The sequence below is a fragment of the Asanoa hainanensis genome (assembly GCF_900188485.1).
Lineage (GTDB): Bacteria > Actinomycetota > Actinomycetes > Mycobacteriales > Micromonosporaceae > Asanoa > Asanoa hainanensis.
Genome location: NZ_FZPH01000006.1, coordinates 75,236 through 99,740 on the forward strand (window position 1 = coordinate 75,236; position 24,505 = coordinate 99,740).

The 24,505-nt window shown below is 69.9% G+C and carries 21 protein-coding genes; 12 read left to right on the forward strand and 9 right to left on the reverse strand.

Going from position 1 to position 24,505, the window contains the following annotated elements:
- Positions 1-91 precede the first annotated feature (91 nt).
- A complete protein-coding gene (locus CHC05_RS16535; protein WP_089249705.1) occupies positions 92-2,017 on the reverse strand; it encodes a DVUA0089 family protein in 1,926 nt (641 codons plus the stop codon).
- Between the two features lie 525 nt (positions 2,018-2,542).
- On the opposite strand from CHC05_RS16535, the gene CHC05_RS16540 reads away from it, so the two are divergent.
- From CHC05_RS16540 to CHC05_RS16550, 3 genes are read left to right on the forward strand one after another with little or no spacing between them, the layout of a single operon-like run.
- A complete protein-coding gene (locus CHC05_RS16540; RefSeq protein ID WP_089249707.1) occupies positions 2,543-4,387 on the forward strand; it encodes an SCO2524 family protein in 1,845 nt (614 codons plus the stop codon).
- Between the two features lie 4 nt (positions 4,388-4,391).
- Positions 4,392-5,309 carry an SCO2523 family variant P-loop protein gene (locus CHC05_RS16545; protein WP_089249709.1) on the forward strand — a complete coding sequence of 306 codons (918 nt, stop codon included), beginning with the start codon at positions 4,392-4,394 and terminating at the stop codon, positions 5,307-5,309.
- Positions 5,306-6,256, forward strand: coding sequence for an SCO2522 family protein (locus CHC05_RS16550; RefSeq protein WP_089249711.1), 951 nt, complete (start codon positions 5,306-5,308; stop codon positions 6,254-6,256). Before CHC05_RS16545 ends, CHC05_RS16550 begins: the two co-directional genes overlap by 4 nt.
- Positions 6,257-6,260: 4 nt before the next feature.
- Here CHC05_RS16550 and CHC05_RS16555 read toward each other — a convergent pair whose 3' ends face one another.
- Complete coding sequence (locus CHC05_RS16555) at positions 6,261-10,673, reverse strand: HEAT repeat domain-containing protein (protein ID WP_089249713.1); 4,413 nt, start codon at positions 10,671-10,673, stop codon at positions 6,261-6,263.
- Between the two features lie 111 nt (positions 10,674-10,784).
- Between CHC05_RS16555 and CHC05_RS16560 the strand changes: the two genes are divergently transcribed.
- Positions 10,785-11,717 (forward strand): SCO2521 family protein, encoded by a 933-nt coding sequence (locus CHC05_RS16560; RefSeq protein ID WP_144022629.1) that lies wholly within the window; start codon positions 10,785-10,787, stop codon positions 11,715-11,717.
- 3 nt (positions 11,718-11,720) lie between these two features.
- Here CHC05_RS16560 and CHC05_RS16565 read toward each other — a convergent pair whose 3' ends face one another.
- Genes CHC05_RS16565 through CHC05_RS16575 form a run of 3 tightly spaced genes read right to left on the reverse strand, consistent with a single transcriptional unit; the run spans position 11,721 to position 13,112 of the window.
- Entirely contained in the window at positions 11,721-11,951 is a 231-nt protein-coding gene (locus CHC05_RS16565) for a hypothetical protein (protein ID WP_089249717.1), read from the reverse strand.
- 28 nt (positions 11,952-11,979) lie between these two features.
- Complete coding sequence (gene mscL / locus CHC05_RS16570) at positions 11,980-12,435, reverse strand: large conductance mechanosensitive channel protein MscL (RefSeq protein ID WP_089249719.1); 456 nt, start codon at positions 12,433-12,435, stop codon at positions 11,980-11,982.
- An 8-nt stretch (positions 12,436-12,443) separates the two neighbouring features.
- Positions 12,444-13,112: a FadR/GntR family transcriptional regulator gene (locus tag CHC05_RS16575; RefSeq protein ID WP_245870931.1), complete on the reverse strand. Its 669-nt coding sequence runs from the start codon at positions 13,110-13,112 to the stop codon at positions 12,444-12,446.
- An 89-nt stretch (positions 13,113-13,201) separates the two neighbouring features.
- Here CHC05_RS16575 and CHC05_RS16580 point away from each other — a divergent pair, with 89 nt between their 5' ends.
- The gene (locus CHC05_RS16580; RefSeq protein WP_245870993.1) at positions 13,202-14,464 is read left to right on the forward strand and encodes an MFS transporter; all 1,263 of its coding nucleotides are present in this window, start codon (positions 13,202-13,204) and stop codon (positions 14,462-14,464) included.
- Positions 14,465-14,483: 19 nt separating this feature from the next.
- Here CHC05_RS16580 and CHC05_RS16585 read toward each other — a convergent pair whose 3' ends face one another.
- Together CHC05_RS16585 and CHC05_RS16590 are read right to left on the reverse strand one after the other, a co-directional pair.
- Positions 14,484-14,843: an STAS domain-containing protein gene (locus CHC05_RS16585; RefSeq protein ID WP_089249723.1), complete on the reverse strand. Its 360-nt coding sequence runs from the start codon at positions 14,841-14,843 to the stop codon at positions 14,484-14,486.
- 166 nt (positions 14,844-15,009) lie between these two features.
- Positions 15,010-15,576: an NADPH-dependent FMN reductase gene (locus CHC05_RS16590; RefSeq protein ID WP_089249725.1), complete on the reverse strand. Its 567-nt coding sequence runs from the start codon at positions 15,574-15,576 to the stop codon at positions 15,010-15,012.
- A 99-nt stretch (positions 15,577-15,675) separates the two neighbouring features.
- On the opposite strand from CHC05_RS16590, the gene CHC05_RS16595 reads away from it, so the two are divergent.
- The 5 genes from CHC05_RS16595 (at position 15,676) to CHC05_RS16615 (ending at position 18,476) form a co-directional block, all read left to right on the forward strand.
- On the forward strand, positions 15,676-16,152 hold the full coding sequence (locus CHC05_RS16595; protein ID WP_089249728.1) for a MarR family winged helix-turn-helix transcriptional regulator: 477 nt from the start codon (positions 15,676-15,678) through the stop codon (positions 16,150-16,152).
- Positions 16,153-16,177: 25 nt separating this feature from the next.
- Positions 16,178-16,909 (forward strand): dienelactone hydrolase family protein, encoded by a 732-nt coding sequence (locus CHC05_RS16600; RefSeq protein WP_089249730.1) that lies wholly within the window; start codon positions 16,178-16,180, stop codon positions 16,907-16,909.
- Between the two features lie 31 nt (positions 16,910-16,940).
- A complete protein-coding gene (locus CHC05_RS16605; protein WP_089249732.1) occupies positions 16,941-17,297 on the forward strand; it encodes a VOC family protein in 357 nt (118 codons plus the stop codon).
- Between the two features lie 34 nt (positions 17,298-17,331).
- A complete protein-coding gene (locus tag CHC05_RS16610) occupies positions 17,332-17,982 on the forward strand; it encodes an SDR family oxidoreductase (protein ID WP_089249734.1) in 651 nt (216 codons plus the stop codon).
- Between the two features lie 119 nt (positions 17,983-18,101).
- On the forward strand, positions 18,102-18,476 hold the full coding sequence (locus CHC05_RS16615; protein ID WP_089249736.1) for a hypothetical protein: 375 nt from the start codon (positions 18,102-18,104) through the stop codon (positions 18,474-18,476).
- A gap of 58 nt (positions 18,477-18,534) precedes the next feature.
- On the opposite strand, the gene CHC05_RS16620 is transcribed toward CHC05_RS16615, so the two are convergent.
- Together CHC05_RS16620 and CHC05_RS16625 are read right to left on the reverse strand one after the other, a co-directional pair.
- Positions 18,535-19,011 carry a hypothetical protein gene (locus tag CHC05_RS16620; protein WP_089249738.1) on the reverse strand — a complete coding sequence of 159 codons (477 nt, stop codon included), beginning with the start codon at positions 19,009-19,011 and terminating at the stop codon, positions 18,535-18,537.
- 138 nt (positions 19,012-19,149) lie between these two features.
- Entirely contained in the window at positions 19,150-23,001 is a 3,852-nt protein-coding gene (locus tag CHC05_RS16625) for an nSTAND1 domain-containing NTPase (protein ID WP_089249740.1), read from the reverse strand.
- 169 nt (positions 23,002-23,170) lie between these two features.
- Here CHC05_RS16625 and CHC05_RS16630 point away from each other — a divergent pair, with 169 nt between their 5' ends.
- Together CHC05_RS16630 and CHC05_RS16635 are read left to right on the forward strand one after the other, a co-directional pair.
- Positions 23,171-23,686, forward strand: coding sequence for a SigE family RNA polymerase sigma factor (locus tag CHC05_RS16630; RefSeq protein WP_089249742.1), 516 nt, complete (start codon positions 23,171-23,173; stop codon positions 23,684-23,686).
- A 131-nt stretch (positions 23,687-23,817) separates the two neighbouring features.
- Positions 23,818-24,486 carry a hypothetical protein gene (locus CHC05_RS16635; protein WP_144022630.1) on the forward strand — a complete coding sequence of 223 codons (669 nt, stop codon included), beginning with the start codon at positions 23,818-23,820 and terminating at the stop codon, positions 24,484-24,486.
- Positions 24,487-24,505 lie beyond the last annotated feature (19 nt).

The window sequence follows — 24,505 nt, forward strand, 5'->3', positions numbered from 1 at the left end:
CGTACAGGAGCGGAAGTCGTACACCCGGCGGGCGGTTGGTCTCTAGCTGACGGAAGGGGGCCGGCAGGACCGGCCCCCTCCGCGCGGTGGGTCAGCGGGTCAGCACCGTCGCGAGCCGGCCCTTGGTGTCCTCGGTGCCGGTGAAGCCTTCGCTCGGGTTGAACTCGTCCTCGCCGAAGTCGACGTCCGGGTCGTCGGCGGTGCCGCCGATGCCGTCCGGGCCGACTCCGTACAGGAGCGGGAAGTTGCCGCCCTGGTCCATCAGGTTGAGGGTGTCGTTGAACTGGTCGACGTGCCAGTTGCCGAAGAAGTGACCGGCCTCGTGGGACACCACGTTGCCGATCGCCTGGGCGATGAAGGCGCGCTTGTCGCTCGCCGGCGTGAGGTAGAAGTTCAGCGACGCGTCGTCGGCGGCCGGGCCACTGAGCACGTCGAGCAGGATCAGTGCCGATTCCTGCGTGTCGAAGTTGCCGGGGTCGATCGACTGGGCGATGCCGATCGTGTTGACGCCGGACTCGGCGATGGTGCCGCCGACGATCAGCCGGCTGACGTTGACCTCGCCGAACGGGTCGGCGTTGTCGCGGCTGTTGAGGATCTTGAGGCGGAACTTGTCGTTGAGCCCGCTGGCGACGAGGTCCTGCTTCAGGTTCTCGGTCACCTCGGCGACGATCTTGTTGATCAGCGCGTTCTCGTCAGCGGTGGTCAGGCCCCAGCGGCCGAGGAAGGCGCGGAACGGGCTGAGCGTGACGACGCCCGGGCCACCGAAGATCGCGGTGTTGAGCCGCTGGCCGTTGAAGTCGATGAAGATCGTCTGGGTGATCTTGTCGCCTTCCAGGTTCGGCCGGAACGCCTCGACGGTGATGTCGTAGTTGCCGCTGCCGCTGCCGACCGACACGTAGTGCAGGCCGTCCTCGTCGGCGACATGCTCGCTGACGGCGTTGCCGCCACCGGGCAGCGGGCTGTTCGGCGGGTAGATGAAGGTGGCGTCCTGGTCGGAGCCGTGCACCTCGCGCCCGGCGGTGTCCCACACGGTGATCCGCGCGGCCGAGCCGGTGACCGACGTGCCCAGCACGTCGCCCTTGCGCAGCTGCACGGCGTAGAAGTCGACGTCGGCCGCGGCCACGTCGAGCAGCAGGTTGTACGCGCCCTCGCTGGCGGCGCCGTCGCCGCTGGCCGGGTCGAACGGGTCGGCCGGCAGGACGTTGTAGCCGGTCACGGCCAGGTAGTAGTCGCCGGCTGCGGTGAACGTGAAGCGCAGGAGGCTGTCGAGGCCGCCGGAGTCGTCGTTGAACGCGATCTCCTCACCGGCGGCGTTGTAGAGCGCGAGCATCGGGTCGAGCAGGCCCACCGGGGTGTCCATGTCGGCGGTCATCGTCTCGCCGACCTGGGTGATGGTGAGCTTGTAGAAGTCGAAGTCGCCGGTGTCGCCCGCGGCGGAGCCGTGCGGCCCGTCGCCGATCGTGCCGCTGGTGCTGATCCCGTTGCGAACGCCCTGGATGCCGGTGTCGCGGGCCAGCGGGATGGCGCCGTCGTCCTCGGTGTTGGGGGTCAGGGCGGTGCGGGTGACCACCTCGTTGTCGAGCGAGCCGAGGATGCGGGCCCGCGGGTTCTGCTTGCCCTTGGTGCCGAAGCCTGGCACGGGCTGGGCGATGGCCGGCGAGTCGTTGCTGCCCTGGGTGCCGTCAGGCTCGTCCTCGTCGACCAGCACCGGCGACACGGCCACCGCCTTGCGGAGTGCCCGCTTCTGCTCTCGGACAAGGCCCTGCTTTTCGGCGACCTGCTTCCACGCGGCATAGTCGATCGTCGTCGGATCGGGTACGAGTGCCAGATACGGATTGACGCCCGTCGGTGCCTTTCCGGCCGGCGCCTTGTCTGCGACCTGTCCCCCTGTCGCCAGCCGTGCGCGGTCCGCGGCACTCGGCCCCGAGTCGTTCTTAAGTTCGGCCGTCGCGATGGTCGCTGGCAGCATCGCTGCTACCAGCGCCGTCCCGGCCAACAGCGCGATGGTTCGACGCATGAAGCCCTCCCCCTTGCGGCCAGGCCCCTATGCCCAGCCCATCGATGGCTATCGAGACGCTATCCAGCCGCCCACGGCAGTGAACAGATCGAAATCGATGTCACATACATAGACCAGTCACGATAGCTATCGAAACCCGGATATTTATCGTGATCAACAGGTGAAACTGTCAGCCATCTGTCGGGAGGGTTGCCAAGCCGTACGTTCGGCCACCTCGACTCGGCCATCCGGCCGGTCCGCCCACTGTGGATCTTGGTGATGCGTCAGGCCACAGTAGATGATCATGAAAGCGTGCTCCGGAGCGGCGTCGCGTCACCGCGCCGACATGTCGGCGTTTACGCAGGTGAAGACCGCCAGCTTGGAACAGAGGCCACGGGCCTTTCGGCGGCCTTGACCCGTGGTCCATCATTGAGTGAAGCGGACGAATGAGGTGCTGACGAGCCGTCCCGTGGCGCGTCCACAGTGTTCTCCCGGGTTGCTAGCTAACGTCAGTGGAGTCAGGCGGCGGATGGTGGTGCGCGACAGATGAGGATGCAGCCTCGTCAACAGCTGCTGGAGATCTGGAACGCGACAGTGCGTTCGTCCTGGTCAGAGCGGGAAAAGAAGTGGAAGTTCGGCGGGCGCGACGCCCCCAACTCCATCGGTGACGCCGAGCAGCTGCTCTGCATCCTGACCCCGGCGACCAAGGTCGAGTCCTTCAAATTGGACCGTCCGGACGAGACAGCCGAAGACATGATCCGGGCGCTACGCCCGCTCGGCAACGCGACCGAGATCCCGAAGACCCTGATCGGGATCCTCCGCGAATACTTCGACCGCTACAGCGACCCTGACGGCACTCCGCTGTTCTCCGGCTCGTCCTACTTCAGCTCGACAGGGCCGGCGCAGCCGTCGAAAGAGCAGCTCAGGCTAGACATCGTCGACTCGTTCGCGATGTCCGTCACGCTGTCGCTGTCCGTACTCGGTTTCCTCAAGGTCCTCCGGTCGGTCGCCAACCGCGAAGAGAACCGCAGAGAGATCGAGGCGCTCGAGTTCCAGGCCAGCACCCGGCTGAGCGCCGCCATGGTCGGGCTCCTGCGCAGCTTCACGGTCAACGTCTTCGACATCGACTCCGCGTACGGCCAGGCGCTCACCACCATGATCAACCAGGAGAACCTGCCACAGCGCCAGGTGGTCAGCGCTGTCCGCCGCGACCTCCGGGAAACCATCGCCAGCTTCCGCGAGGTCCTGATCGGTTCCGGCCAGGTCGGCGACATCGACAGCCCCGACCGGCTGTTCGAGGTCGGCTGGTCCTGGGGGATCGTCACCGGCGCCCCGCCCATCGAGACCAACGAGCCGGTGGGCCAGCAGCCCAAGGGCTTCGCCCAGGACGCGCCCTACCTCTACTTCACCGTCATCGCCGTCGACGCGATCGAAGACCTGTTCTCCGAACGTACGCGCGTCCTCGGTCTGCTCAACGAGGAGCAGCAGCGGCTCTCGCGTGCGCTCCAGTTGCGGTGGGAACTGACCCGCGCCTACTGGTCGACCATGGCGACGTTCGGGCAGGCCCAGCGGTGGCCGGTCGAAGACATCCCGTGGCGCACCACTGACGAGGACGCGTCCGACTACTACACGCTGCTGGTCACCTCGCTCGCCGTCAAAGGCCTGGTCCAGGAGCGCGGCTCCGACATCGAGCTGGGCCGGATCGGCACCGTGCTGGAGGAGCTGGCCAACCGCGCGCGGGTCACCCGGCGTCCGTTCGACACCGACCCCGCACTGAGCCTGCACGCCCCGGGCGTGCTCGTGCCGCTGGTCGGCAGCGAAGACGCGGGTGACTCCCGCCTGTTGTGGACGGTCTCCGAGTTCGCCGCCCTGCTCTTCCAGCGCACGACCGTGATCGGCGGGCTGATCAACGACGCCGAGGGCCGCAGCCGGATGCTCGACTTGGCCGACCGCACCTGGGAGCACCTCAACAGGCGCCGCCTCGACAAGGGGCCGGGCCGCAACCTGTGGGACCAGCCCACCTCGGTGTTCGGCCAGCTGACCACCCGTTACGACAAACCGTCCTGGTACTACACCCAGCGCGTGGTGCAGGGCCTGGTGACGACGGCCAACATGCTCAACCGGCCACCACTGCGCAGTCCGCGCCTCGGCAACTACGCGTTCGACCTGCTCACCGAGGCCGAGCACCTGTACGACATGGAACTGCTCTCGGGCGCCGGCGACGCCGGACCGCGCATGCGAGAGACACTCAAGGTCGCGTCGATCCACCTGTCCCGGGCCCGCGAGATCTTGCCGGAGCGCCCTGGCACCGCTGCCGTCCTAGCGGCGCAGGTGCTCATCGCGCTGGACGAACTGGCCGCCGCGAGGCGTGACGTGACCGAGGCGGGCTAACCAAATGTTGATCTTCGCGACCTCCGACAAGGGCGGCACCGGTCGCTCCGTCACCAGCAGCAACATCCTCTATCGGAGTGCGCTGCAGGGCAGTGACGTCTGCTATCTCGACTTCGACTTCGGCTCGCCGACCTCCGGCGCGATCTTCAACATTCCCACGACGCTGCACGGCACCACCCAGGGTGGCCTGCACTCCTACCTGCACGGCATGGTCGCCGACCCGCAGCGGTTGGAGATCTGGCAGGAGTCCGACCGGTCCAGCCTGCGCAGCCGTCCGCCGGGCGCGGGCCGGTTGGTGCTGCTGCCCGGCGACAGCGGCGGCGGCGAGTTCCCGATCACCAAGGAGAACACCGAGCGCTGCGCCCGGCTCTTCCTGCACCTCGAGGAGGAGTTCGACCTCTGCCTGGTCGACCTGAGCGCCGGCCGGTCGTACGCGACCGAGATGGTGCTCGCGGCGACCGCGACCGAAGCGTTGCGCAACATCCGCACGCGCTGGCTGGTCTTCCACCGCTGGACCCGGCAGCACGTGCTCGCCGCCTCCGGTCTGGTCTACGGCGAGCGGGGCATCCTGCACACCGGGGAAAGCCACGGGCACGACCGCGAGGAACTGCAGAACTCGTTGCGGTTCGTACGCACCGCGGTGGTCAACCCGGACTCACCGGAGCTCGAAGGGCTGCGGCCCGCCCAGATCGCGTGGCTGCGCGACGTCGACCGGGATCTGTCCGAACTGGCCAGCAGCCGGAAGGTCGGTCGCACCCTGCTGCTCGGGTCGATCCCGCTCGACCCTGTCCTGCAATGGCGTGAACAGCTTATTTCGGATAACGACGTGTGGTCGCGGCGCATCGCGAACCGTGAGACGCTGGAACAGTTCGACTCGTTGGCTAAAAAGATCGTCGACGATGCGGCCTGGGAGACGCTGTGACCGGAGTGGCATTCGAAGAGGCGGTCGCTGCGCGGAACGTCGAACGCGTTCCGCTCTCGCACCTTTCGATCGAGCTGGGCCACCTCTACATGGAAGAGTTCGCCGGCGGCATGGACTCGCTGCGCCGGCACTTTCGCCGGATCGCGCCGTGGGCACAGTCCGCCGCGCGCACCGTCGCGACCAAACCGGGCGGCAACCGCCCCCGGGTCAGCACCTGCTTCCTCGTCGACGACTACTTCTCGCGGTTCAGCACACCGCGTGAGGTGATCCCGATGCTGGTCGCGGCCGCCGAAGAGAGCGGCCTGGTGATCGACTACCTGGCGCGCGAGTCGGGCTGCGCGGTCGCCGACGAGATCCCGCTGGCCAAGCTGGTCGAGCAGGCCCTGGTCACCGACCCGGTGCCGGGCAGCAACGGCATCCGGCCGCCGACCACGGAGACCGGCTGGCTGTGCAACGGCCAGCGCTCGCCGAACACGGTCGCGATCCCGGCGATGGCCGACAAGGGTTGGCTGCCGCCGATGCAGAACGCGGCCAACCGGCACTCGATCTTCGTCGACGTCGAGCTGTGGGACCTCGAGAACGGCCAGCGACGCTGGTCGTGCCCGTTCCTCGCGGCGGTCTGGCAGCTCATCCGGCTCGGCCTGCTGCGCCACAACGGCGAGATCGTCACCACGCCCTGGCAGGTCGAAGAGCTCCCCGACGACTGGGACAAGCTGCCCGCCGTCGTGCAGCTCAACCCGCGCGCAGCCGCGTTCAGCGCCTACCGCACGTTCTCGGTGCTGGGCTCGCGGTTCCTGCAGGTCGAGCTCGCGGTGCGGACCATCCTCAACCAGGTCTCGATCGACCCGACGGTGCTCGACCAGGTCTTCACCCGCATGCGCGGCGAAAACATGGAGCTGCCGAAAGAGCTGGTCGACCGCATCGACTACGTCTTCATCGGGGAGTGACACGCTAGTCGCCGATGTCGGGCAGGTGCTCGGGGTCCGCGCCGGGTAGCCAGCTCAGCGCCTGCCCGGCGAGCCGACGGAAGTTGCGGTCGTCGTCGGTGCTGGCCAGCGTGACCAGTAGCCGCCGGATCTCGACGTCGCCGCCGAACCGCTCGCACAGCGCCCGCACGGACGCCTCGCGGATCGACCAGTCACCGTCGCGCACCATGTCGACCAGGATCTGGCGCACCTCTTCGTGCGCGTAGAGGCGCTCGCCCAGCACCCGCAGGGCCTCGCGGCGCACCCGCAGGTCGCTGTCGCGGCGGACGGCCTCGATCAGCAGTTCGCGGATCGCCGGGTCGCCGCCGAACGACTCGCCGAGCGCCCGCAGGGCCGCGGCGCGGACGGTCTCGTCGTCGCCGGTCGCCCGCAGCGCGAGCAGGTCGCGGTGCTCGTCGTCGATGCCGGCCGCGACCAGGGCGACGGCGGCCTCGGTGACGACCAGCGCGTCGGGGTCGCGCCGGACCCGGTCGAGCAGGATCTCCCGCACCTCCGGCTCAGCGGCGTACGGCTGGAGCGCGTGCGCGGCGGCCTCGCGTACCCGGGGGTTGGCGTCCGACTGCACCCGAGCGGTGATCACGGTGCGGGTGCCGTCGTCGGCCACCTTGGCGGCCGCCGCGAAGACCTGACCGTCGGGATCGTCCCGGGTGCGCTCCAGGAGCAGCGCGATCACCTCGGGGTCGGCGGCCGCGTGCCGGGCCAGGGCCCGGACGGCGGCACCGCGCACCTCGGCGTGGGCGTCCTGCCGAGCCCGGTCGAGCAGCTCGCGGCGGACCTGGGTGTCGCCGCCACAGCGCTCGGCCAGGGCGTCGACCGCGGTCCGGCGTACCGTCGCGTCGGGATCCTCGCCGACCAGCCGCGACAGCACGGCGCAGACCGTCGCGTCGAGGCCGATCTTCTTCACCAGGGCCTCGGTCGCGGCCAGCCGGACGGCGGCGTCGGTGTCGGTATGTGCGATCTTGGCCAGGGCCGTGGTGGCCGGTGCGAAACCGGGCAGCGCCGCGGTCAGCGCCCGGATGGCGACGAGCCGCACCTCGGCCGAATGGTCGCGGCGCGCGCACTCGACCAGCGCCGTGTGCACCTCGGTGTCGGCGCGGAAGTGCTCCCGGAGGATCTGCACGGCGGCCCGCCGGGCGATCTCGTCGGGGTCGCGGCCGGTGCGCTCGATCAGCAGGCTCTTCACGGTGTCGGCCGCGTCGAACCGCTCGACCAGTGTCTTGGCCGCGCTGCTCAGCACGCCTGCGTCGCGGTCGTCGTGCAGCAGCGCGGTCAGCAGGCTCTGGACGGGCTGCCCGGAGCCGAGCCGGTCGGCGAGTACGCGCACCGAGGCGCGGCGGACCACACCGTCGGGCTCGGCGCGGATCCGCTCGATCAGCACCTCGCGCAGGTGCTCGTAGCCCAGGCCCCAGTCGTTGAGCGCCCGGGCGGCGACGGCCACCACCTCGGCGTCGCGGTCGGTGCGCACCCGGTCGACCAGCGCCGAGCGGACCGTGTCGTCGTACGGCAGCCGCTCCATCATCTGCACGGCCGTGCGGCGCACACCCGCGTTGCCGTCGCGGCGGGTGCGGTCAAGTAGTAGGCGGCGGACGGCCGACTCGTCGCGGAACCGCTCGCCGAGCGCCCGCACGGCAGCCAACCGGACAGCGGCGTAGCCGTCGACGGTGGCCCGCTCCAGCAGCACGTCACGCACCCGGGAGTCGGTGCCGAACCGCTCACCGAGCGCTTCGACGGCGGCCAGCCGCACGCCGGCGTACGCGTCGTCGCGGGCCCGGCGGATCAGCTCCTCGCCGGCCCGGGTCAAGGCGAGCTGGTAGGCACTGCGGTTGGCCGCGGTGCCCGCCACCTGCGCGAGCTCGGCCAGCCCGGCGACCGCCGCGTACGACGCCCAGCGGTCGTCGATCGCGCTGAGCACCGTGCTGAACAGGTCTTCGATGTGCTCCGACGGCGGCGCCAGGATCGCGGCGAGCTGCGCGGCATAGGCCGACACCGAGCTCCAGATCAGCCGCACGCCACGGCGCCGGTACCAGGTGAGGTAGATCTGGCCGCCGGGCCAGGTGGCGCCGATCGTGCGGGCCGCCGGCAGGATCTCGGTCTCGATCAGCGCCATCGTGTCGCGGTCGTCGATCGAGACGCAGTGCTCGATCAGCAGGATGATCCGGCGCAGCAGGTCCTGGGCAGGGATCGACACCGCGGTATGCGGGTTGCGCACCTCGGCCAGGCACTGCGCGGCCAGCGCGAGGTTCCACGGCGGCTGCGCGAAGGCACCGGCCGGCCACGGGTGGTTGACGTCGGTCGCCAGCAACGAGATCAGCTGCGCGGTGTGTCGTTCGTGGAGGGCGCCGGCGACCAGGCGGAGCACCTCGCGCCAGGACGGGTCGGCCCAGTGCTCGACGAACAGGTCCTTGAGCCGGCTGAACGGCCACTGCTGGTCGTGCTTGAACTTGCCGACCACGGCCTCGGCGCAGAAGAACTCGAGGAATGTGCGGTGCACGAACCCGTACAGGTGGGGGCCGTAGCGGCTCAGGATGAAGTTCCGCTCGCGGAACTGGTTGATCATCGAGCGGGCGATCGCGCGCGCCTCGGCCGGATCCTTCTGGTAGCGCTCGGCGAGGTATTCCTCGAACACCTCGCTCAGGTCCTCGGCGCTGACGTAGTTGGCCGCCAACCCCCGTTCACCGCTCTGCACCTTGTACGCCAGCCGGCGCAGAAGCTCTTTCTTGTCCTCGGCGTCGATGAAACCGGGGCTCTCGTATTGGTCCTGGAGGTGGCGGTTGATGTCCCAGTGCTCGACCAGCACCGAGGCCGCGTGGTCGAACAGCTTCCAGCGCTCGCGGGGCAGCGCCTGGTGCTTGCCGATGATCGCCAGGATGGTCAACAGCATCGGGTTGCCGGCCAGCTCGCGGATCGACGGCGAGTGCCGCATCGCCGCCAGCAGCCGGGCCCGCCGGGCCGCCGAGTCGCCGGGGCGGTCGTTCATCGCAAGGTCGTACCAGCTGGCCAGGAACTCGGTGATCTGGTTGTCGTCGAGATCCTGCAGGGTGAAGTGGGCGAAGCCGAGCTCGCTGAGCACCCGCCGGGCGTACCCGATGATGCGGGACGTGACGATCACCCGCACGTGCGGGAACTCGCCGGCGAAGGCGGCGATCTGGTTGGCGACCGCCTCGCGGCGGCGCTTGTCGAAGATCTCGTCGAGGCCGTCGAAGATGACCACGGCCGGGCCGCCGCCGGTCAGGTAGCGCAGCAGTGCCGCCCGCTCCAGGCCCAGGCCGTCGAGGCCGGCGCGATGGTCGAGATAGTCGACGAAGTTGCTGCACTTGCCCTCGGCGTAGAGCGCGACGTAGGAGCGCAGCTCGATGAACAGCGGCAGGTGCCCGTCGAGCGGGCCGAGCCGGTCTTCGACGGGTGTGCCGTTCTGCGAGAGCGCGAGGGCGATGTAGCGGGCCGCGGTCGACTTGCCCGAGCCAGGGTCGCCGAGCAGCACGATCGCCTGGTTGTCGGGCGCGGCGACGATGTCGAACAGCCGGCGCAACGGCTTGGCACGGTAGGCCTTGTGCAGCAGCGCCAGCTCGTCGGGGTCGACCTCGTCGGGCACGTCCTCGGTCTCGAGATGGCCCTCGTACTGCATGCGCTGCCACCACTCGCGCGGCAGCTCGACCGGCGGCGGGTCCTCGCGCACGGACTGCTCGATGAACACCGAGGTGAGCCGCATCTGGAGGTATTCGTCGCGCTGCGGTGGCGTCAGCGCGTCAAGGTCGAGACCGCCGTATTGCTGGTGGAGGCGGTCGTAGTAGCGCTTGAGCGTCTCGGCGCTGAGCGACTGCAGGGGGCCGGTCGGCCGGCCGATGTCGGCCAGGCAGTTGGCGACGGCGGCGGTGACCAGCGCGGCCAGGTCGCCCGGGCCAGTGAACGTGCTGCACATGTGCCGGACCACGAGCTCGCTGCGCAGGGCCTCGATCTGCTCGGCCTCGCCGCCCCGGTCGATGTGCACCCGCGGCCACGGCGCTTCCTCGTCGAGCAGGAAGATCAAGCAGGGCTTGCCCATCGCCTCGGCCTGGCGGTATTCGAGCTCGGTGATCGACCGGTCGTAGCCGGGTGGCACGAAGCCGTAGCGCCAGGCGAAAATGCCGACATAAAGGTCGCACTCGGCGACGTCTTCGAGGCAGCGCTCGACCGGACGTCGATCTTCGGCCACATAGGACTCCATGGCCACGTCTTCGACCCGCAACCTGCGGAGCGCCAGTTTCACAGCGGAACGGCACTCTTCGAGATCACGGAACGTTGCTGAGACGTAGACCTTGGTCAACGCGGCTCCTCGATTACGCGAGCGACACGCGCCGTTACCGTACCAACATCTGGCAACCTTCGGGTTCCCGGGCATCGGGGCTGATCAAAGTATCGTCTGGGTGGCATTCCGCGCGGCACCCTTGCCTACCGGGCGGACCATGGGATGTGATTCAGCCGCTATCGTTCGGCGCGCACGGAGATGGACATGCTCACGTTTGGCGAGGTCCACACCGGACTTCTGCAGAACTCGACCTCGCTGCCCTGGGATGCCACGGCCGAGGTGCTCAACCTGCTGGTCGGCGAGCAGGTGCGCCGCTCCGAGCGGCCGATGGCGTACGCCGTCTCACCGAACCTGTTGACCAGTGTGGACTGCCGGCTGCCGGCCGGCTCCGGCAAGGTCATCCGCGGCGTCGGCACCGTGGTCTCCCGTGCCTCGATCACCGGCGGCCACGTGGCGCAGGGTTCCGGGCACGCGGTCGTGGTCAAGAGCACCGCCAACCGACGGCTCTCCTGGTCGCACTACCTGACCAGGCCGGGCACGATCGAGGCGATCGGCAAGGCGGCCGGCGACGACATCGCCCGAGGCTTCGCCGGCACCGGCCAGCCGATGGGCACCCTCGACCTGGGCGCCATCAGCGGGCGGACGCTCGACGCGGTGCAGCGCTCGACCCGGCTCGACCGGCACCCGCCGTTTCGCACCCAGCGCACCCACATGCGCTGGGTGGTGACGCCGACCGACGAGCCCGGCGCCGAGGCGACCGGCACGTTCCGGGTCGCGACGCCGACGCTGCGGGTGCTCGAGCTCGTCGTGCCGCGCGACCACGTCGGTGCGATCGTCGACCTCTGCGAAGACCTCGCGCTGCACGACTGGCTGCTGACCACCCTGCTGGCCCTGATGGAGTCGAGCCTCACCGGGCCGGGCACCCGGGCGCAGCGGATCTCCCGGCTGCGCCCGGCGATCGACACCCTGCTGCACCTGTGGATGCCGGCGGCCCGGGTCGACGAGGCGGTGCAGCCGGTCTGGCAGTCGCTGGAACGCCGGCCCGGCTTCACCCGCCAATGGGAGGCCTCGGTCAGCCGGATCCGCGACCAGCTGACGCTCGGCACCCTCGCCCTGCTCGAGTCCGCGACGGCCTAACCCCTATTGCGGCGGGCGCGCTGACAATTCGCGCCATTCGAACGGCCCGACGAGAAGGGCGCGCACGCGGTCGTACGCGTCCTCCTCGCTCTCGAACTCGTAGAAGTGGGACACACCGTCCGCGCCGCCCGCCCGCTGCTCGACATGCCACGTATCGGCGTCGATCCGCAGGTAGACGTCGCGCCGCGCGGCGCGGCCCCACTTCCCGTTCCACCAGTGTTTTCGCTGCTCCATGGTGGCACAGTATCGAACATACGTTCGACTATCGCGAGGTAGGGGGATTCTCCCTGCCGACGGTCTGGTCGAGGGCCGAGCGGTACTGGCCCGGGACCCGGCCGCCGGCGATCAGGGCGTCGCGGATCTCGGTGAGCAGCTTGATCTCTTCGCTGGGCGCGGCGGGCGGGGGCTCCTCGCCACGGCGGCGACGCTCGGCCAGCTTGTTCATGGGGAAGATCACTAGGAAGTAGAGGGCGGCGGCGGTCAGCAGGAACGTGATGAGCACGTTGATGAACGCGCCCCATTCGACGTAGTTGTTCGCGCTGATCTCGTTGCGCCCGCCGACTCGGTTGGCGCCCGCCCCGATGAGCTTGAGTAGGGGTTCCAGGAACGACTTGGTGAACTGGGTGACCACGCCGGTGAACGCCGCGCCGATCACCACGCCGACCGCCAGGTCGACCACGTTTCCGCGCATGATGAAGTCTTTGAAGCCCTTAAGCATGGCTCACCCTATTCCCGCGCGGGGGCCTCCAGGAACTTGCCCGCCTCGTGTGCCGCACGGTCGGCATCGCGGTCACGGATAGCTCCCACCAGTCGACCATGATCGATGTGTGTGCCGGCCCGCATCGACGGTCCGACCGCGACGGCCACGGACGCTCGGACGGCTGCGCCGACCGACGCGTACAGCTCGGCCAGCATCGGGTTGTGCGCCGCGGCCACCACGGCCACGTGCAGGTCGGCGTCGGCCTCGACGAACACGTCCACGTCGCCGGTCTGCCAGGCCGCGTCACGCGCCACCAACGCCGCGTCGAGTTTTTCGAGATCTTCAGGGGTACGCCGCAGCGCCGCCAACCGGGCCGCCTCGACCTCGAGGGCCCGCCGTACCTCGATGGTGTGCTCGGGATCGGAACCGCCGAACTTGCGGGCCACGACACCGGTGAGCTCGTCGGTCGACCGCACGTAGGTGCCGGAGCCCTGCACGCCCTCGAGCACCCCGGCGTGGGTCAGCGCCTTGACCGCCTCGCGCACCGTGTTGCGCCCGACACCGAGCAGCTCCACGAGTTGCGGCTCGGTGGGGATCTTGCTGCCGATCGGCCACTCGCCGACCTGGATCTGCTCGCTCAGGGCAGAGATCACCTGCTGCACCAGTGTCGACCGCGACAGTGTCATGCGTAACATCACCCCACCATAAATCGTCCCATGATTCTAGGCTGGTCGTCGTGAGCACCGCCGACACCGCCCCACCTGTCCCACGCCGCCAACTCGTGATGGTGCTGGTCGGCATCGTCATCGTGGCGGTCAACCTGCGCGCGGTGGTCACCTCGCTCGGCGCCCTCCTCGACGAGGTCCGCGACGGCCTGCACCTGTCCGGCGCGCTGGCCGGCGTCGTGACCACGATCCCGACCCTCGCCTTCGCCGTCTTCGGCGCCACGACACCGTGGCTGGTCCGGCGCGTGGCGCCGGCCCGGCTCCTGGTCGGCGCGATGGTGGTGCTGGCCCTCGGCCAACTGCTGCGGGTGCTCACCGACGCTCCGGCCGCGTTCATCGGGTTCAGCGCGCTGGCGCTGGCCGGCATCGCGGTCGCCAACGTGCTGCTGCCGATGATGGTCAAGCAGAGCTTCCCGAGCCGTCCGGGCCTGGTCACCGGCGCGTACACGGTCTCGATGTCGATCGGTGCCGCAGCGGCGTCCGCGACCGCCGTGCCGGTCGCGCACGCGTTCGGCTCCTGGCGGGCCGGGCTCGGCGTGTGGGCGCTGCTCGCCGCGATCGCGGTCCTCCCCTGGCTGCCGGCCGCCCTGCGCCGCCGCCAGCGGGTGGTCCGGCGGCCCGGACACCACCCGGGCGCCAAGGTCCGGCCGGCCCGCACCCGGATCGGCTGGTCGATGGCGGTGTTCTTCGGCATGCAGTCCATCGCCGGGTACGCCACGATGGGCTGGCTGGCGCAACTCTTCCGGGACTCCGGTTTCACCCCGTCGACGGCCGGCCTGCTGCTCGCCGGCGTCACCCTGTTCGCGTTGCCCTTCGCGCTGCTGATGCCGGCACTGGCCGGCCGGGTGCGGCGGCTGGCGCCCGTGCTGCTGACGCTGACCTCGATGTCCGCGATCTCGTACGTCGGCCTCGCCGTGGCTCCCCATGCCGGTGCGGTGCTCTGGGTCACCCTGCTCGGCATCGGCCAGACGGTGTTCCCCGTGAGCCTGGTCGTGATCGGCCTGCGGGCCCGCACGCCAGAGGGAACGGTCGCGCTCTCGGCGTTCGCACAGAGCGTCGGCTATGTCCTGGCCGCGCTGGGGCCGCTGCTGGTGGGCATCCTCTACGAGGCGACGGGTGGCTGGGTCGCGCCGCTCGGCGTGCTCATGGTGGCGTTGCTGGTGCAGGCGACGGCGGGCGTGCTGATCAGCCGGCCGGCCTTCGTCGAGGACGAGGCGGGCGCACCCGGCGCGAACGGCCCGATCGAAGCGGTCGAACCGACGCCCGCGGCCGTGCTGGCCGAGACCGGCCCCCTGGCGGAGCCGCTGCGCGAGGCCGCTTAGCTGATCGCCGCTTCCGCGGTTAGCTGGTGGCCGCTTCGGCGGCGCCGGCCGCGACCGCTTCGTCGACGGTCGCGTACGTGTGCAGCACCTCGACCAGGCCGCTGACCTCGAGGATGCGGCGCACGCCACGCTGCGGGGCGGCCAGTCGCACGGCTCCACCGGCGTCGTCGGTGCTGTTCTTCGCGCGGACGAAGACGGACAGCCCCGTGGAGTCGCAGAACGAGACGTCGGTCAGGTCGAAGACCAGGCGGGACAGGCCGCGGTCGAGGAGATCGGTGATCTGGTCCTGGAGCTGGGGCGCGGTGGCCATGTCCAGCTCGCCACCCACCGACACCACGACAACGTCGCCGCGCTGTTCCGTGTCCACCGTCAGTGACATGCTCGACCTCCTGTGTCCGGGGGAACGGTACTCCACCGGACGGTCGGAGAGCACGGTTGGTCACCGCCGCGTGGACACTGGGCCCCTGGACGCGAACGGCCCGAGGGCCTGCCGTGGCTGTGCTGTCCGTCGGCAGGCCCTCGGGCCAACTGCGTGTGGGCGCCGGTCAGGCGGCCTTGCCACGCAGCGGAGCGAGCGCCCGGCTCCACTCGACGACCTGGTCCAGGGTCGTGTGGAGCGCGTCGGCCTGGTGCTCGCCCGGCTTGAACACGCTGAAGTTCTCGAAGTCGTGGAAGAGCGAGAGCATGACCTGCGAGCGCACGTCGGCCAGCTTGAGCTCCCCGGCCACGAGGCGCAGGTTCTCGACGGCGCGCGCGCCACCGACGGAGCCGTAGCTGACGAAGCCGACGGCCTTGTTGTTCCACTCCGCGAACAGGAAGTCGATCGCGTTCTTCAGGGCGCCCGAGGTGGAGTGGTTGTACTCCGGGGTCACCATCACGAAGCCGTCGAACGACGCGATCTTCTCGGCCCAGGCCAGCGTGTGCGGCTGCTGGTAGTTGCCCATGCTCGGCAGCCCGATCTCGTCGAGGTGCGGGAGCTTGTAGTCGAGCAGGTCGACGAGCTCGAACTCGGCGTCGGTGCGCTTCTGCGCGTGCTCGTACACCCACTTGGCAACGGCCTCGCCGTTGCGACCGGGGCGGGTGCTGCCGAGGATGATTCCGATCTTGGTCACGATGTGCTGTCCCTGCTCAAGAGAAGGACTCGGGGTAAGTCCTTGCTTCGTCAAGCAAACATACGAGCAGTTCCTTGCGCGAGCAAGTAAGCTGGTCGTATGCGTCCCGTCACAGAGCCCGCGGCCCCGCCCCTGAGCGCCGACGAAGAGGCACTCGTGCGCACGCTGGCACGCGTGATGACGGTGTTGCCCAAGCTCATGGACCATGACCTGCGGCAGGACGCCGGCATCTCGCTCACCGAATACACCACGCTCATGCACCTGTCCGAGGCGCCTGACCGGCAGCTACGGATGAACGAGTTGGCTACGGCGTGTGACCTCTCACTCAGCGGCATGACCCGCGCGGTCGCCCGCCTGGAGTCCGACGGTTTCGTCCGCCGCATCCGCTGCGACACCGACGGTCGAGGCTGGGAAGCGGTGCTCACGCCGGAGGGGCTCGCCCGGCTCGAAGCGGCGTACCCGACCCACCTGCGTTCGACCAGGCAGCGCATCACGGACAACTTCGCCGACTTCGACCTGGCGGCGTTGACGCGGGCGCTCGACAGGGTCAGCTGCCCCGGCACGACTCCCATCTAGGCGTCGGCGGTGGCACCATGATCACATGTGTTACGGAGACGAGGCCCGCCCGCCGCAGCCGCCCAACCCGGGCCCGGTCGGTGCGCACGGCCCGGTGGTGCTGAGCTCCCCCGACGGCACCGAGTTCGACGGCTACTTCGCCCATCCGGCGGAGCCGACCGGTCGCGGCATCGTGATCTTCCCGGACGTACGCGGCCTGCATGTCTTCTACAAAGAGCTCGCGGAGAGCTTCGCGGCGGCCGGTCTGTCGGCGCTGGCCTTCGACTACTTCGGCCGGAGCGCTGGACGCGGCGAGCGCGGCGAGGACTTCGCGTACCGCGAGCATGTCGACGCTTTGGACTTTTCGAGCGTACGGATGGACGCCTCCTCCGCCGCGGCCTGGCTCCGCGACCACGGCTCGACGTCGTTGTTCACCGTCGGTTTCTGCTTCGGCGGCGCGATGTCCTGGCGCCAGGCGGCGGCCGGCGACGACCTGCGCGGCTCGATCGGCTTCTACGGCGTGCCGTCGCGGGTCACGGACGTGGCGGACGAGATCACGTCGCCGCTGCAGATCCTGGCCGCGGGCCAGGACTTCACCCCGGTGGCGGAGGTGGAGCAGTTCGCGGAACGGGTCCGCGCCCACGGTGCGGACGTACGCATGACCGTCTATCCGGACGCGGGTCACAGCTTCTTCGACCGCAGCTTCGGCCAGCACCAGGCGGACGTCGCGGACGCCTGGCGGCAGATGCTCGCGTTCATAGCAGAAAAGGCGTCCTGACCAGGACAAAACCGGACTAGGGTACGAAGTCATGGCGCTGCAGACCCGCATGGTGACCTTCGACTGTGCCGACCCGGCGACCCTGGCCAGCTTCTGGGCGGCCGCCACGGGCCTGCGCGAGTCCTGGCGCCACGAGAACGACTTCCTCATCCTCGGCGAAACGCCCGGTCTGTGCCTGGGTTTCCAACGAGTCCCGGAGCCCAAGACGGTGAAGAACCGGGTCCACCTGGACTGGAGCAGCGACGGCGACCCGGCGGCGGAGATCGACCGCCTCCTCGGCCTGGGCGCTACGGTGGTCGACCGCCAGAAGATGCCTCAGGGCTTCGGCTGGACGGTCCTGGCGGACCCGGCAGGCAACGAGTTCTGCGTGGCGACACCGACGACTTGACCTGAAGCCCGGTTCAGCTGCTTCGCTGTCGGCCGTGAGCTTTGCAGGACTGCGCGTCGCGATCACCGGCGCGGGACGGGACACGGGACGGCTACTGGCGGAGGCGTTCGCTTCACGCGGGGCGTCGGTCTTCCGCTCGGCCCGCGACCGGGCGGCGGCCGATTTCCAGTGCGATCTTGCCCAACCGGATTCGGTACGCGCGTTCGCCGCAGCCCTGGCGGAACGAACGGACCGGCTGGACGTGCTGATCCACAACGGCGCCGCCTACATCGAAGGCGCCGACCTGGCCGACGCGACCGACGACACGATCGAAAGCCTGATGGCGGGCACCACCGGCGTCGTGCTGTTGACCAAACACCTGTTGCCGCTGCTGCGGGCGTCTTCGAGGCCTGACATCGTCAACATGATCTCCGCCTGCGGGGAGGTCGGACACCACCGCTCGGGCGCACACCCAGCGTTCTACGCGGCGAAGCACGCCCACGCCGGACTCTCCTCGATCTTGTCGCACCGCCTGCGGCCGGAAGGAATTCGGGTCATCTCCCTGTTCCCGCCGGACTTCGTCCAACAGGGCCCACGCGAGCCCACCAGCGCCCTCACCGCGTCCTCGATAGTGAACTGCGTGCTGTTCGCGGTCGGCCAGCCCCGGGACTGCTTCATCCGCGAGTTCCACTTCGAGCAGGTCTGAGCGAGCGTCCGGCCTTGTACGGCCATTTCGAACGTGCTGTCGGCCCGTGCCCCAAGCACCTCTACTGATCGGTGAGTCCAGCGGCTCCCCTGCCGCGAACCCCCATCAGGAGGTCCACCATGATTCACCGGCTCTACATGCGACTGGCCACCCTGACCGCCCTGGCGGCGTTGGCAGCGGTTGTTCCGGCCGTCGCGGCTCAGGCCGCGGTCCCAACCGCCCGGGCGACTCTGCTCACCAACATCTCCGTGACCGTCACGACGAACATGTGCCCACAGGGCGGGTCGGTGAGCAAGGCGAACGTCGCGATCGACACACCCGGCACATCGGGCGTGAGCAGTGGCGACACCGTGGGTGGCCTCAAAGCGTGGGTGGGCAACAACGCGGTCCACGGCTCCAACTTCTGTCGGACGACGTGGTACGGCGGTGGCTACTACTGGTACTGGTCGGTGACGCGGTACTTCTCGTTCAACGGCCAGCACACCTACGTCTGACGGCGGTCGGCGTCCGTGATCCGGGCTGCTCATCCGCCCGGATCACGGACCACGGCGGTCAAGGACAGTCGGTGGCCCGCAGCATGCGGGTCGGCTGCGGCGTCCCGATCTCCGGCTTGCCGTTGCGCCAGGTCGTGGTCACGACGATCTGTCGGTCCGCGACGGTTCCCGTGTTGTCGGCGCTGTACCCGGTGCCTCTCACCACGGTCGTCCCGCCCACGAAGGCCAGGCAACCCCCGTCGAGAAAGATCATCTCGGTGCGCGGCACGTGTGCGTTGCGGGCGAGCACGGCGATGCGGACCGGGTTGTCCGGGTCGGAGGCACCGTCGAACACCTCGATCTGGTACGCCGCGCCCGACAGGTCGCATCGCATGGCCACGAAAGCCTCGTTTCTGCCGTCGGCGTTGACGTCGTGGAACTGCGGGGAGAAGGTGGCCTTCACGACCCTGCCGGGACAGTTGAGGTCGCGGCCGGTGACAGCCACCCAGTCGACCTTGCGCAGGTCGGTCGGGAACGGTGTGCACCCGCCGGCCAATGCACCAACGGTAAGAACGATTGCGATGAGCCTGCGCCGCGCCATGGGGTCTCCCGTCGTCGCCGGATTTGTCACCAGCGAAGCGGACCGCGCGGTGCGGATGGAACGGTGCGGGCAATGCCCGGACAAGGCCGGACGTCAGACTCCGCATGGTGCGCGGGACGCCTGTCCAGGCACGTACTTGTGCCATTCCCCCGAGGTGATCGGGTCACCCGCGGCGGCGCAGATCTGCCGGGCTACGGCCTCCGGATCCAGGTCCCACAGCCGGGCGACCTTGTCGACACCCCCGGTCGCGAGCAGCCCTCGCCGCTGGTCGAACGCGACGCTGAAGACCGCGCCGGCGTGGCCCTCCACCGCGGCGACGAAGCGCGGAGCTGTTCGGTCGGCGATGTCCCAGATCCAGACAGTCCCGTCCCCGGCACCGGCCGCGAGGGTGCGGCCGTCGCCGCTGATCGCCACCGCGTAGACATAGTTGTCGGGCCCGGTGAGGGGTGCGCCCAGCGGCGTCGGACGCGCGGGGTCGGACACGTCCCACAGCCGCACGGTGTTGTCCGCGCTGCCTGCCGCGAGCAGGTGGCCGTCGGGACTGAAGGCGAGCGAGAACACGTAGTTGTCAGGTCCGCCGAGGGCGGGCCCGAGGCTGACCGGGCGCCGCGGATCGGCGATGTCCCAGAACCGGATCAACCTGTCAGCGCCACCCACCGCGAGGACCCGGCCGTCGGGACGGAACGCGGGTCCGTAGACGTAGTTGGTCGGTCCGGCCAGCGGACTACCCAGCAGCGCCGGCCGGGCCGGGTCGGACACGTCCCACAGCGACGCGGTGTGGTCGTCGCTCGCGACAGCCAGGATCCGGCCGTCGGGGCTGAAGGAGAGCGCCTCGATGACCGCGGTGTGCCGGACGAGCCGCCGCGGGATCGGAGTCGGTCGCGCGGGATCGCTGACATCCCACAGTTGCACCGCGCCATCGGTCGTGCCGACGGCCAGCGTGTGCCCGTCGGGGCTCAATGCCGCCGCGCCCGACGTCCGGCCGACCACGGCCGCCGGCGTTATGGTCGGGCCCTGCGGCCGCGGTGCGCGCGGATCCGTCACGTCCCAGAGCGCGGCGCTGTTGTCGCTGCTCGCGATCGCCATGACGGTTCCGGATTCGGCGAATACGGCGTTGAACACCGTCTCCGCGGGGCCGGCGATCACCGGTCCGGGCGGGTGCCACAGCCGGACGGTGCCATCGGCACCGCTGGACGCGAGCTGGCCCGTCGGGTCGGCCACCCCTATGCCGGTCACCGGCGCCGGATGCGGCAACGCGGCCATGACCCGCCACGACCCCGTGTCGAAGATCCACAACTTGCCGTCAGAGCTCGCGGCCGCGAGCCGCCGCCCGCTGTCGAAATACGCGACCGCGTTGATCCAGCCTCCCGCGATCGTGAGTGGTGGCTCGGCCCGGGGCCGGTCAGGGCGTTCGATGTGCCAGACCCGGACCGTCTTGTCGGCCGATCCGGTTGCGAGTGCGCGACCGTCGGGGCTGAAGGCGACCGCGTAGACCGTCTTCGCGTAGCCGGTCAGCGGCGCGCCGAGCGGGCGCGCGCCGCCGGGGCCGCCGACCTGGAACAGCCGCACAGCCAGGTCGGCGCCACCGCTGGCGAGCAGGCGTCCGTCAGGGCTGTAGGCGACGGAATGCACGAACGCACCGGTCTCCACCGGGTCGCCCAGAGGCTGCGGCTCACCGGGTCGGGCGATGTTCCACAAGCGGATCGTCCCATCGGCACTGCCGGCCGCGATCGCACCACCGTCGGGGCTGAAGGCGACCGAGTAGACGGTGTTTCCGAAGCCGGTCAGCGTCGCGACAGGCACGGTCGCGTCGGCGCGGCTGATGTCCCAGAGGCGCACAGTGCGGTCGCCCCCGGCGCTGGCGAGGAGGCGGCCGTTCGGGCTGACTGACAACGCGAACACAGTCGCGGTGTGTCCCGGCACGGCCGGCCCGCGCGGGGCGGGGCGGCCCGACCGGTCGAGAGTCCACAGCCGCAGTGCGAAGTCCGGGCTGGCTGCGGCCATGACCTCGCCCGACCGGCTGATCGCGACCGCTTGGACGACACCCGGCGGACCCATCAGCCGCCCTACGGCCGGAGATCCATAGGCCGCGAGCAAGCTCGATCGGGCCTCCGGGGTCGGTGCCGCCCGGTAGGCGGCCAGGCTGAGCTGTGCCGCCACCATGGGATCGGTGCCCCGAAGCTCGTCGGAGACCGTCGCGATCTGGCGTGACACGGCCAGGTCTCGTTCCCGCCTGGCGTCCGAGCGCTGGCGTAGCGCCACCACGGCCAGGCCGGCCGTCACCAGCACCAGGCACGTGAGCGTCGCGACCAACTGCTTCAGCGTGCGGGTGCGCCGACGGCGCAGCCGCGCCTCCGCGCGGTCGCTCTCGATCGCTTCTTCCAGGTAGTCGCGTTCGAGCGGGTTGAGCCGGTCGCGGTTCGACGGCTCGGCGAGCCACTCGTTCGCCACAGCGAGTCGGCCACCTCGCGGAAGCGCGTGCTGGTCTCGCCCCGACTCCTGCCATTGCCGCGCCCCGTCGGTGATCTGGCGGTGGACGCGCAGGTGCGCGCGGTCCGACTCGATCCAGTCCCGTAGCCGCGGCCAGGCTGACAGCAGGGCCTCGTGCGTGATCTGCACCTCCTCCGCGTCGACGGAGACCAGCCGGGCGGCGACGAACCGTTCGAGTGCCGCACCGAACGCGTCGTCGGACACCAGTTCGTCCCGCTGCACTCTGCGCCGGGTGTCGGTCGTTCCCTGGCCGAGGTGCACCAGCCGCGGGAAAACCCGTTTGGCCGCCTCCTGCTCTTCGGCCTCGAGCTGCTCGAACACGGTCTCCGCGGTGTGCGCGACCGCACGGCTGACGCCACCTGTTTCCTGGTAGGCGTCGACGCTGAGTTTTCCGTGGCGGCTCAGCTCCCAGGTCGCGCGCAGCGCGTGCGACAGCAACGGAAGGCTGCCGGTGTCGTGGCTCGCCGGGTCGAAATCGCGGAGCAGCAACTCCAGGAGCCCGTCCTCGATGTCGAGCCGCGCTCGTCGCGCCGGTTCCACGATCGCCCGGCGGACCTGCTGGTCGGTCATGGGCCCGACCACCACCTGGCGGTTGGCCAGCGCCTCGGCAAGCAGGGGAATGCGCAGCGCCCGGTGGTAGAAGTCGGCGCGCATGCCGACGACCACGGACGACCGGGTCGCGGCGAGGTCCGTCAGGATCCGCACGAACAGCTGCCGCTCACGGTTCTCCGTGGTCTGCGTGAAGATCTCCTCGAACTGGTCGACCACCACGAGGGTCGCCGCCGCACCATCGCCGAGCAGCGCCGAGATGGCGGCGGGGCCCGCTTCCAAGGCCGCGGCGGCCTGTCCGGCGTCGGTGGCGGTGTCGGTCGACAGTCCGCGCGCGAGACTCGCGGTCGGGTGCGCGCCGGGCGTCACGATGACCGCACGCATCGGTGTGGACCCAGCGCGACGCAGCGCGGCGACGGCGCCGGCGCGGATAAGCGACGTCTTGCCGGATCCCGACGCTCCGACGACGGGAACCACTCCACCAGAGCCGCCGACCGCCCTGATCGCGTCGACGAGGCACGAGGTCAGTTCCTCGCGCCCGAAGTACCACTCGGCGTCGTCCACGTCGAAGCTGGCCAGTCCCCGGTAGGGCACGGGCGCGTCCGCCGGCCGCCGCCCGGGTGCTCGTCGGGCGCGGGCCAGGGCCTGCCGCCAGCGGGCCTGCTCCGCGGGCTCGCGCACCCCGCAGGCGGCGAGGATCGCCTCGATCAGGTCGGGTGGCTTCGACGGCGGCAGGTGCCGGCCCGAGAAATAGTCACCGACCGTCGCCGGTGGCAGCTTGACGACCTTGGCAACGTCGCGAACGGTGAGTCCGGCTCGCTCCCGCACCGCGGTCAGCGCCCGGCCGAACTCCTGCCGGGTGCGAATCTGGAGAACCGGGTCGTCGTGCGGTGAGAACTCCGACATCGGGACCTCATTCGGCGGAGATGCCAGAACCTACCCGCCGCCGTCACGGAACCGCTGTCCTTGATTGGTCTATATGAATGCGCTTCCCGTATCTACCCACCCTTGGCGGCACCGGCAACCTCCGGGCCCATCGCGTCCGTCCCTAGTGCATGGGGTGGAGATGAGTCGGATGACGGCCTCGGACGAGGACGCGTTTCGTGACTACGTGGGCGCGCGAATGCCGGGATGGCGGCGCACCGCCTACCTGATGTGCCGCGACTGGCACCTGGCCGACGATCTGGTGGGTACGGTGCTGGGCAAGCTCTACGGTCGCTGGCGCCGCCGTTCGGAGATCAACGACGTCGACGCGTACGTGAACGGAATGCTGGCGCGGGCGGTGATCGACGAGACGCGCCGGCCGTGGCGGCGCGAGCACCCGGTCGACGAGTTCCCGCCCGACGGGGCGGTCGATGCCGCCGACGCGGGCAGCGTCGACCGGCTGACCCTGGATTCCTACCTCGCCCGGCTCGGGCCGCGGCGGCGGGCCGTGCTCGTCCTGCGCTTCTATTGCGACCTCTCCGTCGAAGAGACCGCCGACGTGCTCGGCGTCTCGCTCGGCACGGTCAAGAGCCAGACCGCGCGCGGGCTCGAGACCTTGCGCGCATTGTCGTTGACACCCACACCGAACAGGCAGGTGCTGCCATGAGCTACCGGACTCTCTTCGATGCCACCATTCCACCGGAGCCGCCGCCACGGCACACTGTGGACGTTCTGATCCGTCGGGCCCGGCGGAGGCTCGCGGTCCAGCGCCTCGGGGCAGTCGCCGGCGGGCTCGCGGTGGTCGCCGCGGCCACGGCGGGCGGGTTCGCGGTCGCTTCCGGGCCGGCGGCGATCAGTCCGGCGGCAAAGGCCTCGGCCGCGCCCAGCCCGAGGAGTCCGGTTCCCTCGACATTGCGCGGGGTCGAGCCCACGGAGACCACCGCGCACGCCATCGCCCGCCTGAAATCCGCCATTCCGCGGGCGATCCGCGACGCCGTGCCAGGTGTGCGACTCGGTCGGGTGCCCACCGTCATCCGCCGGACCGTGCCCGCCAGCCCGACCGGGGACGGCGGGACCTATCGGGCGAGGTTGTACTACGACATGCCGACGCCGCTGGCCGTTCAGGTGGCGGGCAAGCAGGGCGACATCAGCATCTCCGTCGAGCGTCTGATCGTGGACTCTTCCTGCGAGCCGACCACCGAGGACCCCGGGGCCCGGCCGAACCGGCCCTCGCGGCCCACCAGGCCGGAGCGGTCCTGCGTGGAAACCGAAGGACCCGCCGGCGAACGAGTGGTGACGAGCACCCTCGTCGGTCCGTCGTCGGACAGCGTCGTCATCGACATGCGGGTCGACCGCCCCGACGGATCCATGGTCAGCATCTATCTCGACAGCCCCAAAGGCTCGGTGTTTACCGTCGAGCAACTGCTGGCCATCGCCCTCGACCGCCGGGTCTCGTTTTATCCCTGAGCCGCATGGCGGGTGTTCG

What these genes read in the sequence shown, in the direction of transcription:
- CHC05_RS16545 (WP_089249709.1), top strand. Translation starts at nt 4,392, where the DNA reads ATGTTGATCTTCGCGACCTCCGACAAGGGCGGCACCGGTCGCTCCGTC.
- CHC05_RS16585 (WP_089249723.1), bottom strand. Translation starts at nt 14,843, where the DNA reads ATGTCACTGACGGTGGACACGGAACAGCGCGGCGACGTTGTCGTGGTG.
- CHC05_RS16600 (WP_089249730.1), top strand. Translation starts at nt 16,178, where the DNA reads ATGTGTTACGGAGACGAGGCCCGCCCGCCGCAGCCGCCCAACCCGGGC.
- mscL (WP_089249719.1), bottom strand. Translation starts at nt 12,435, where the DNA reads ATGCTTAAGGGCTTCAAAGACTTCATCATGCGCGGAAACGTGGTCGAC.
- CHC05_RS16580 (WP_245870993.1), top strand. Translation starts at nt 13,202, where the DNA reads ATGGTGCTGGTCGGCATCGTCATCGTGGCGGTCAACCTGCGCGCGGTG.
- CHC05_RS16560 (WP_144022629.1), top strand. Translation starts at nt 10,785, where the DNA reads ATGCTCACGTTTGGCGAGGTCCACACCGGACTTCTGCAGAACTCGACC.
- CHC05_RS16615 (WP_089249736.1), top strand. Translation starts at nt 18,102, where the DNA reads ATGATTCACCGGCTCTACATGCGACTGGCCACCCTGACCGCCCTGGCG.
- CHC05_RS16630 (WP_089249742.1), top strand. Translation starts at nt 23,171, where the DNA reads ATGACGGCCTCGGACGAGGACGCGTTTCGTGACTACGTGGGCGCGCGA.
- CHC05_RS16575 (WP_245870931.1), bottom strand. Translation starts at nt 13,112, where the DNA reads ATGTTACGCATGACACTGTCGCGGTCGACACTGGTGCAGCAGGTGATC.
- CHC05_RS16555 (WP_089249713.1), bottom strand. Translation starts at nt 10,673, where the DNA reads ATGCCCGGGAACCCGAAGGTTGCCAGATGTTGGTACGGTAACGGCGCG.
- CHC05_RS16535 (WP_089249705.1), bottom strand. Translation starts at nt 2,017, where the DNA reads ATGCGTCGAACCATCGCGCTGTTGGCCGGGACGGCGCTGGTAGCAGCG.
- CHC05_RS16540 (WP_089249707.1), top strand. Translation starts at nt 2,543, where the DNA reads ATGAGGATGCAGCCTCGTCAACAGCTGCTGGAGATCTGGAACGCGACA.
- CHC05_RS16605 (WP_089249732.1), top strand. Translation starts at nt 16,941, where the DNA reads ATGGCGCTGCAGACCCGCATGGTGACCTTCGACTGTGCCGACCCGGCG.
- CHC05_RS16565 (WP_089249717.1), bottom strand. Translation starts at nt 11,951, where the DNA reads ATGGAGCAGCGAAAACACTGGTGGAACGGGAAGTGGGGCCGCGCCGCG.
- CHC05_RS16595 (WP_089249728.1), top strand. Translation starts at nt 15,676, where the DNA reads ATGCGTCCCGTCACAGAGCCCGCGGCCCCGCCCCTGAGCGCCGACGAA.
- CHC05_RS16625 (WP_089249740.1), bottom strand. Translation starts at nt 23,001, where the DNA reads ATGTCGGAGTTCTCACCGCACGACGACCCGGTTCTCCAGATTCGCACC.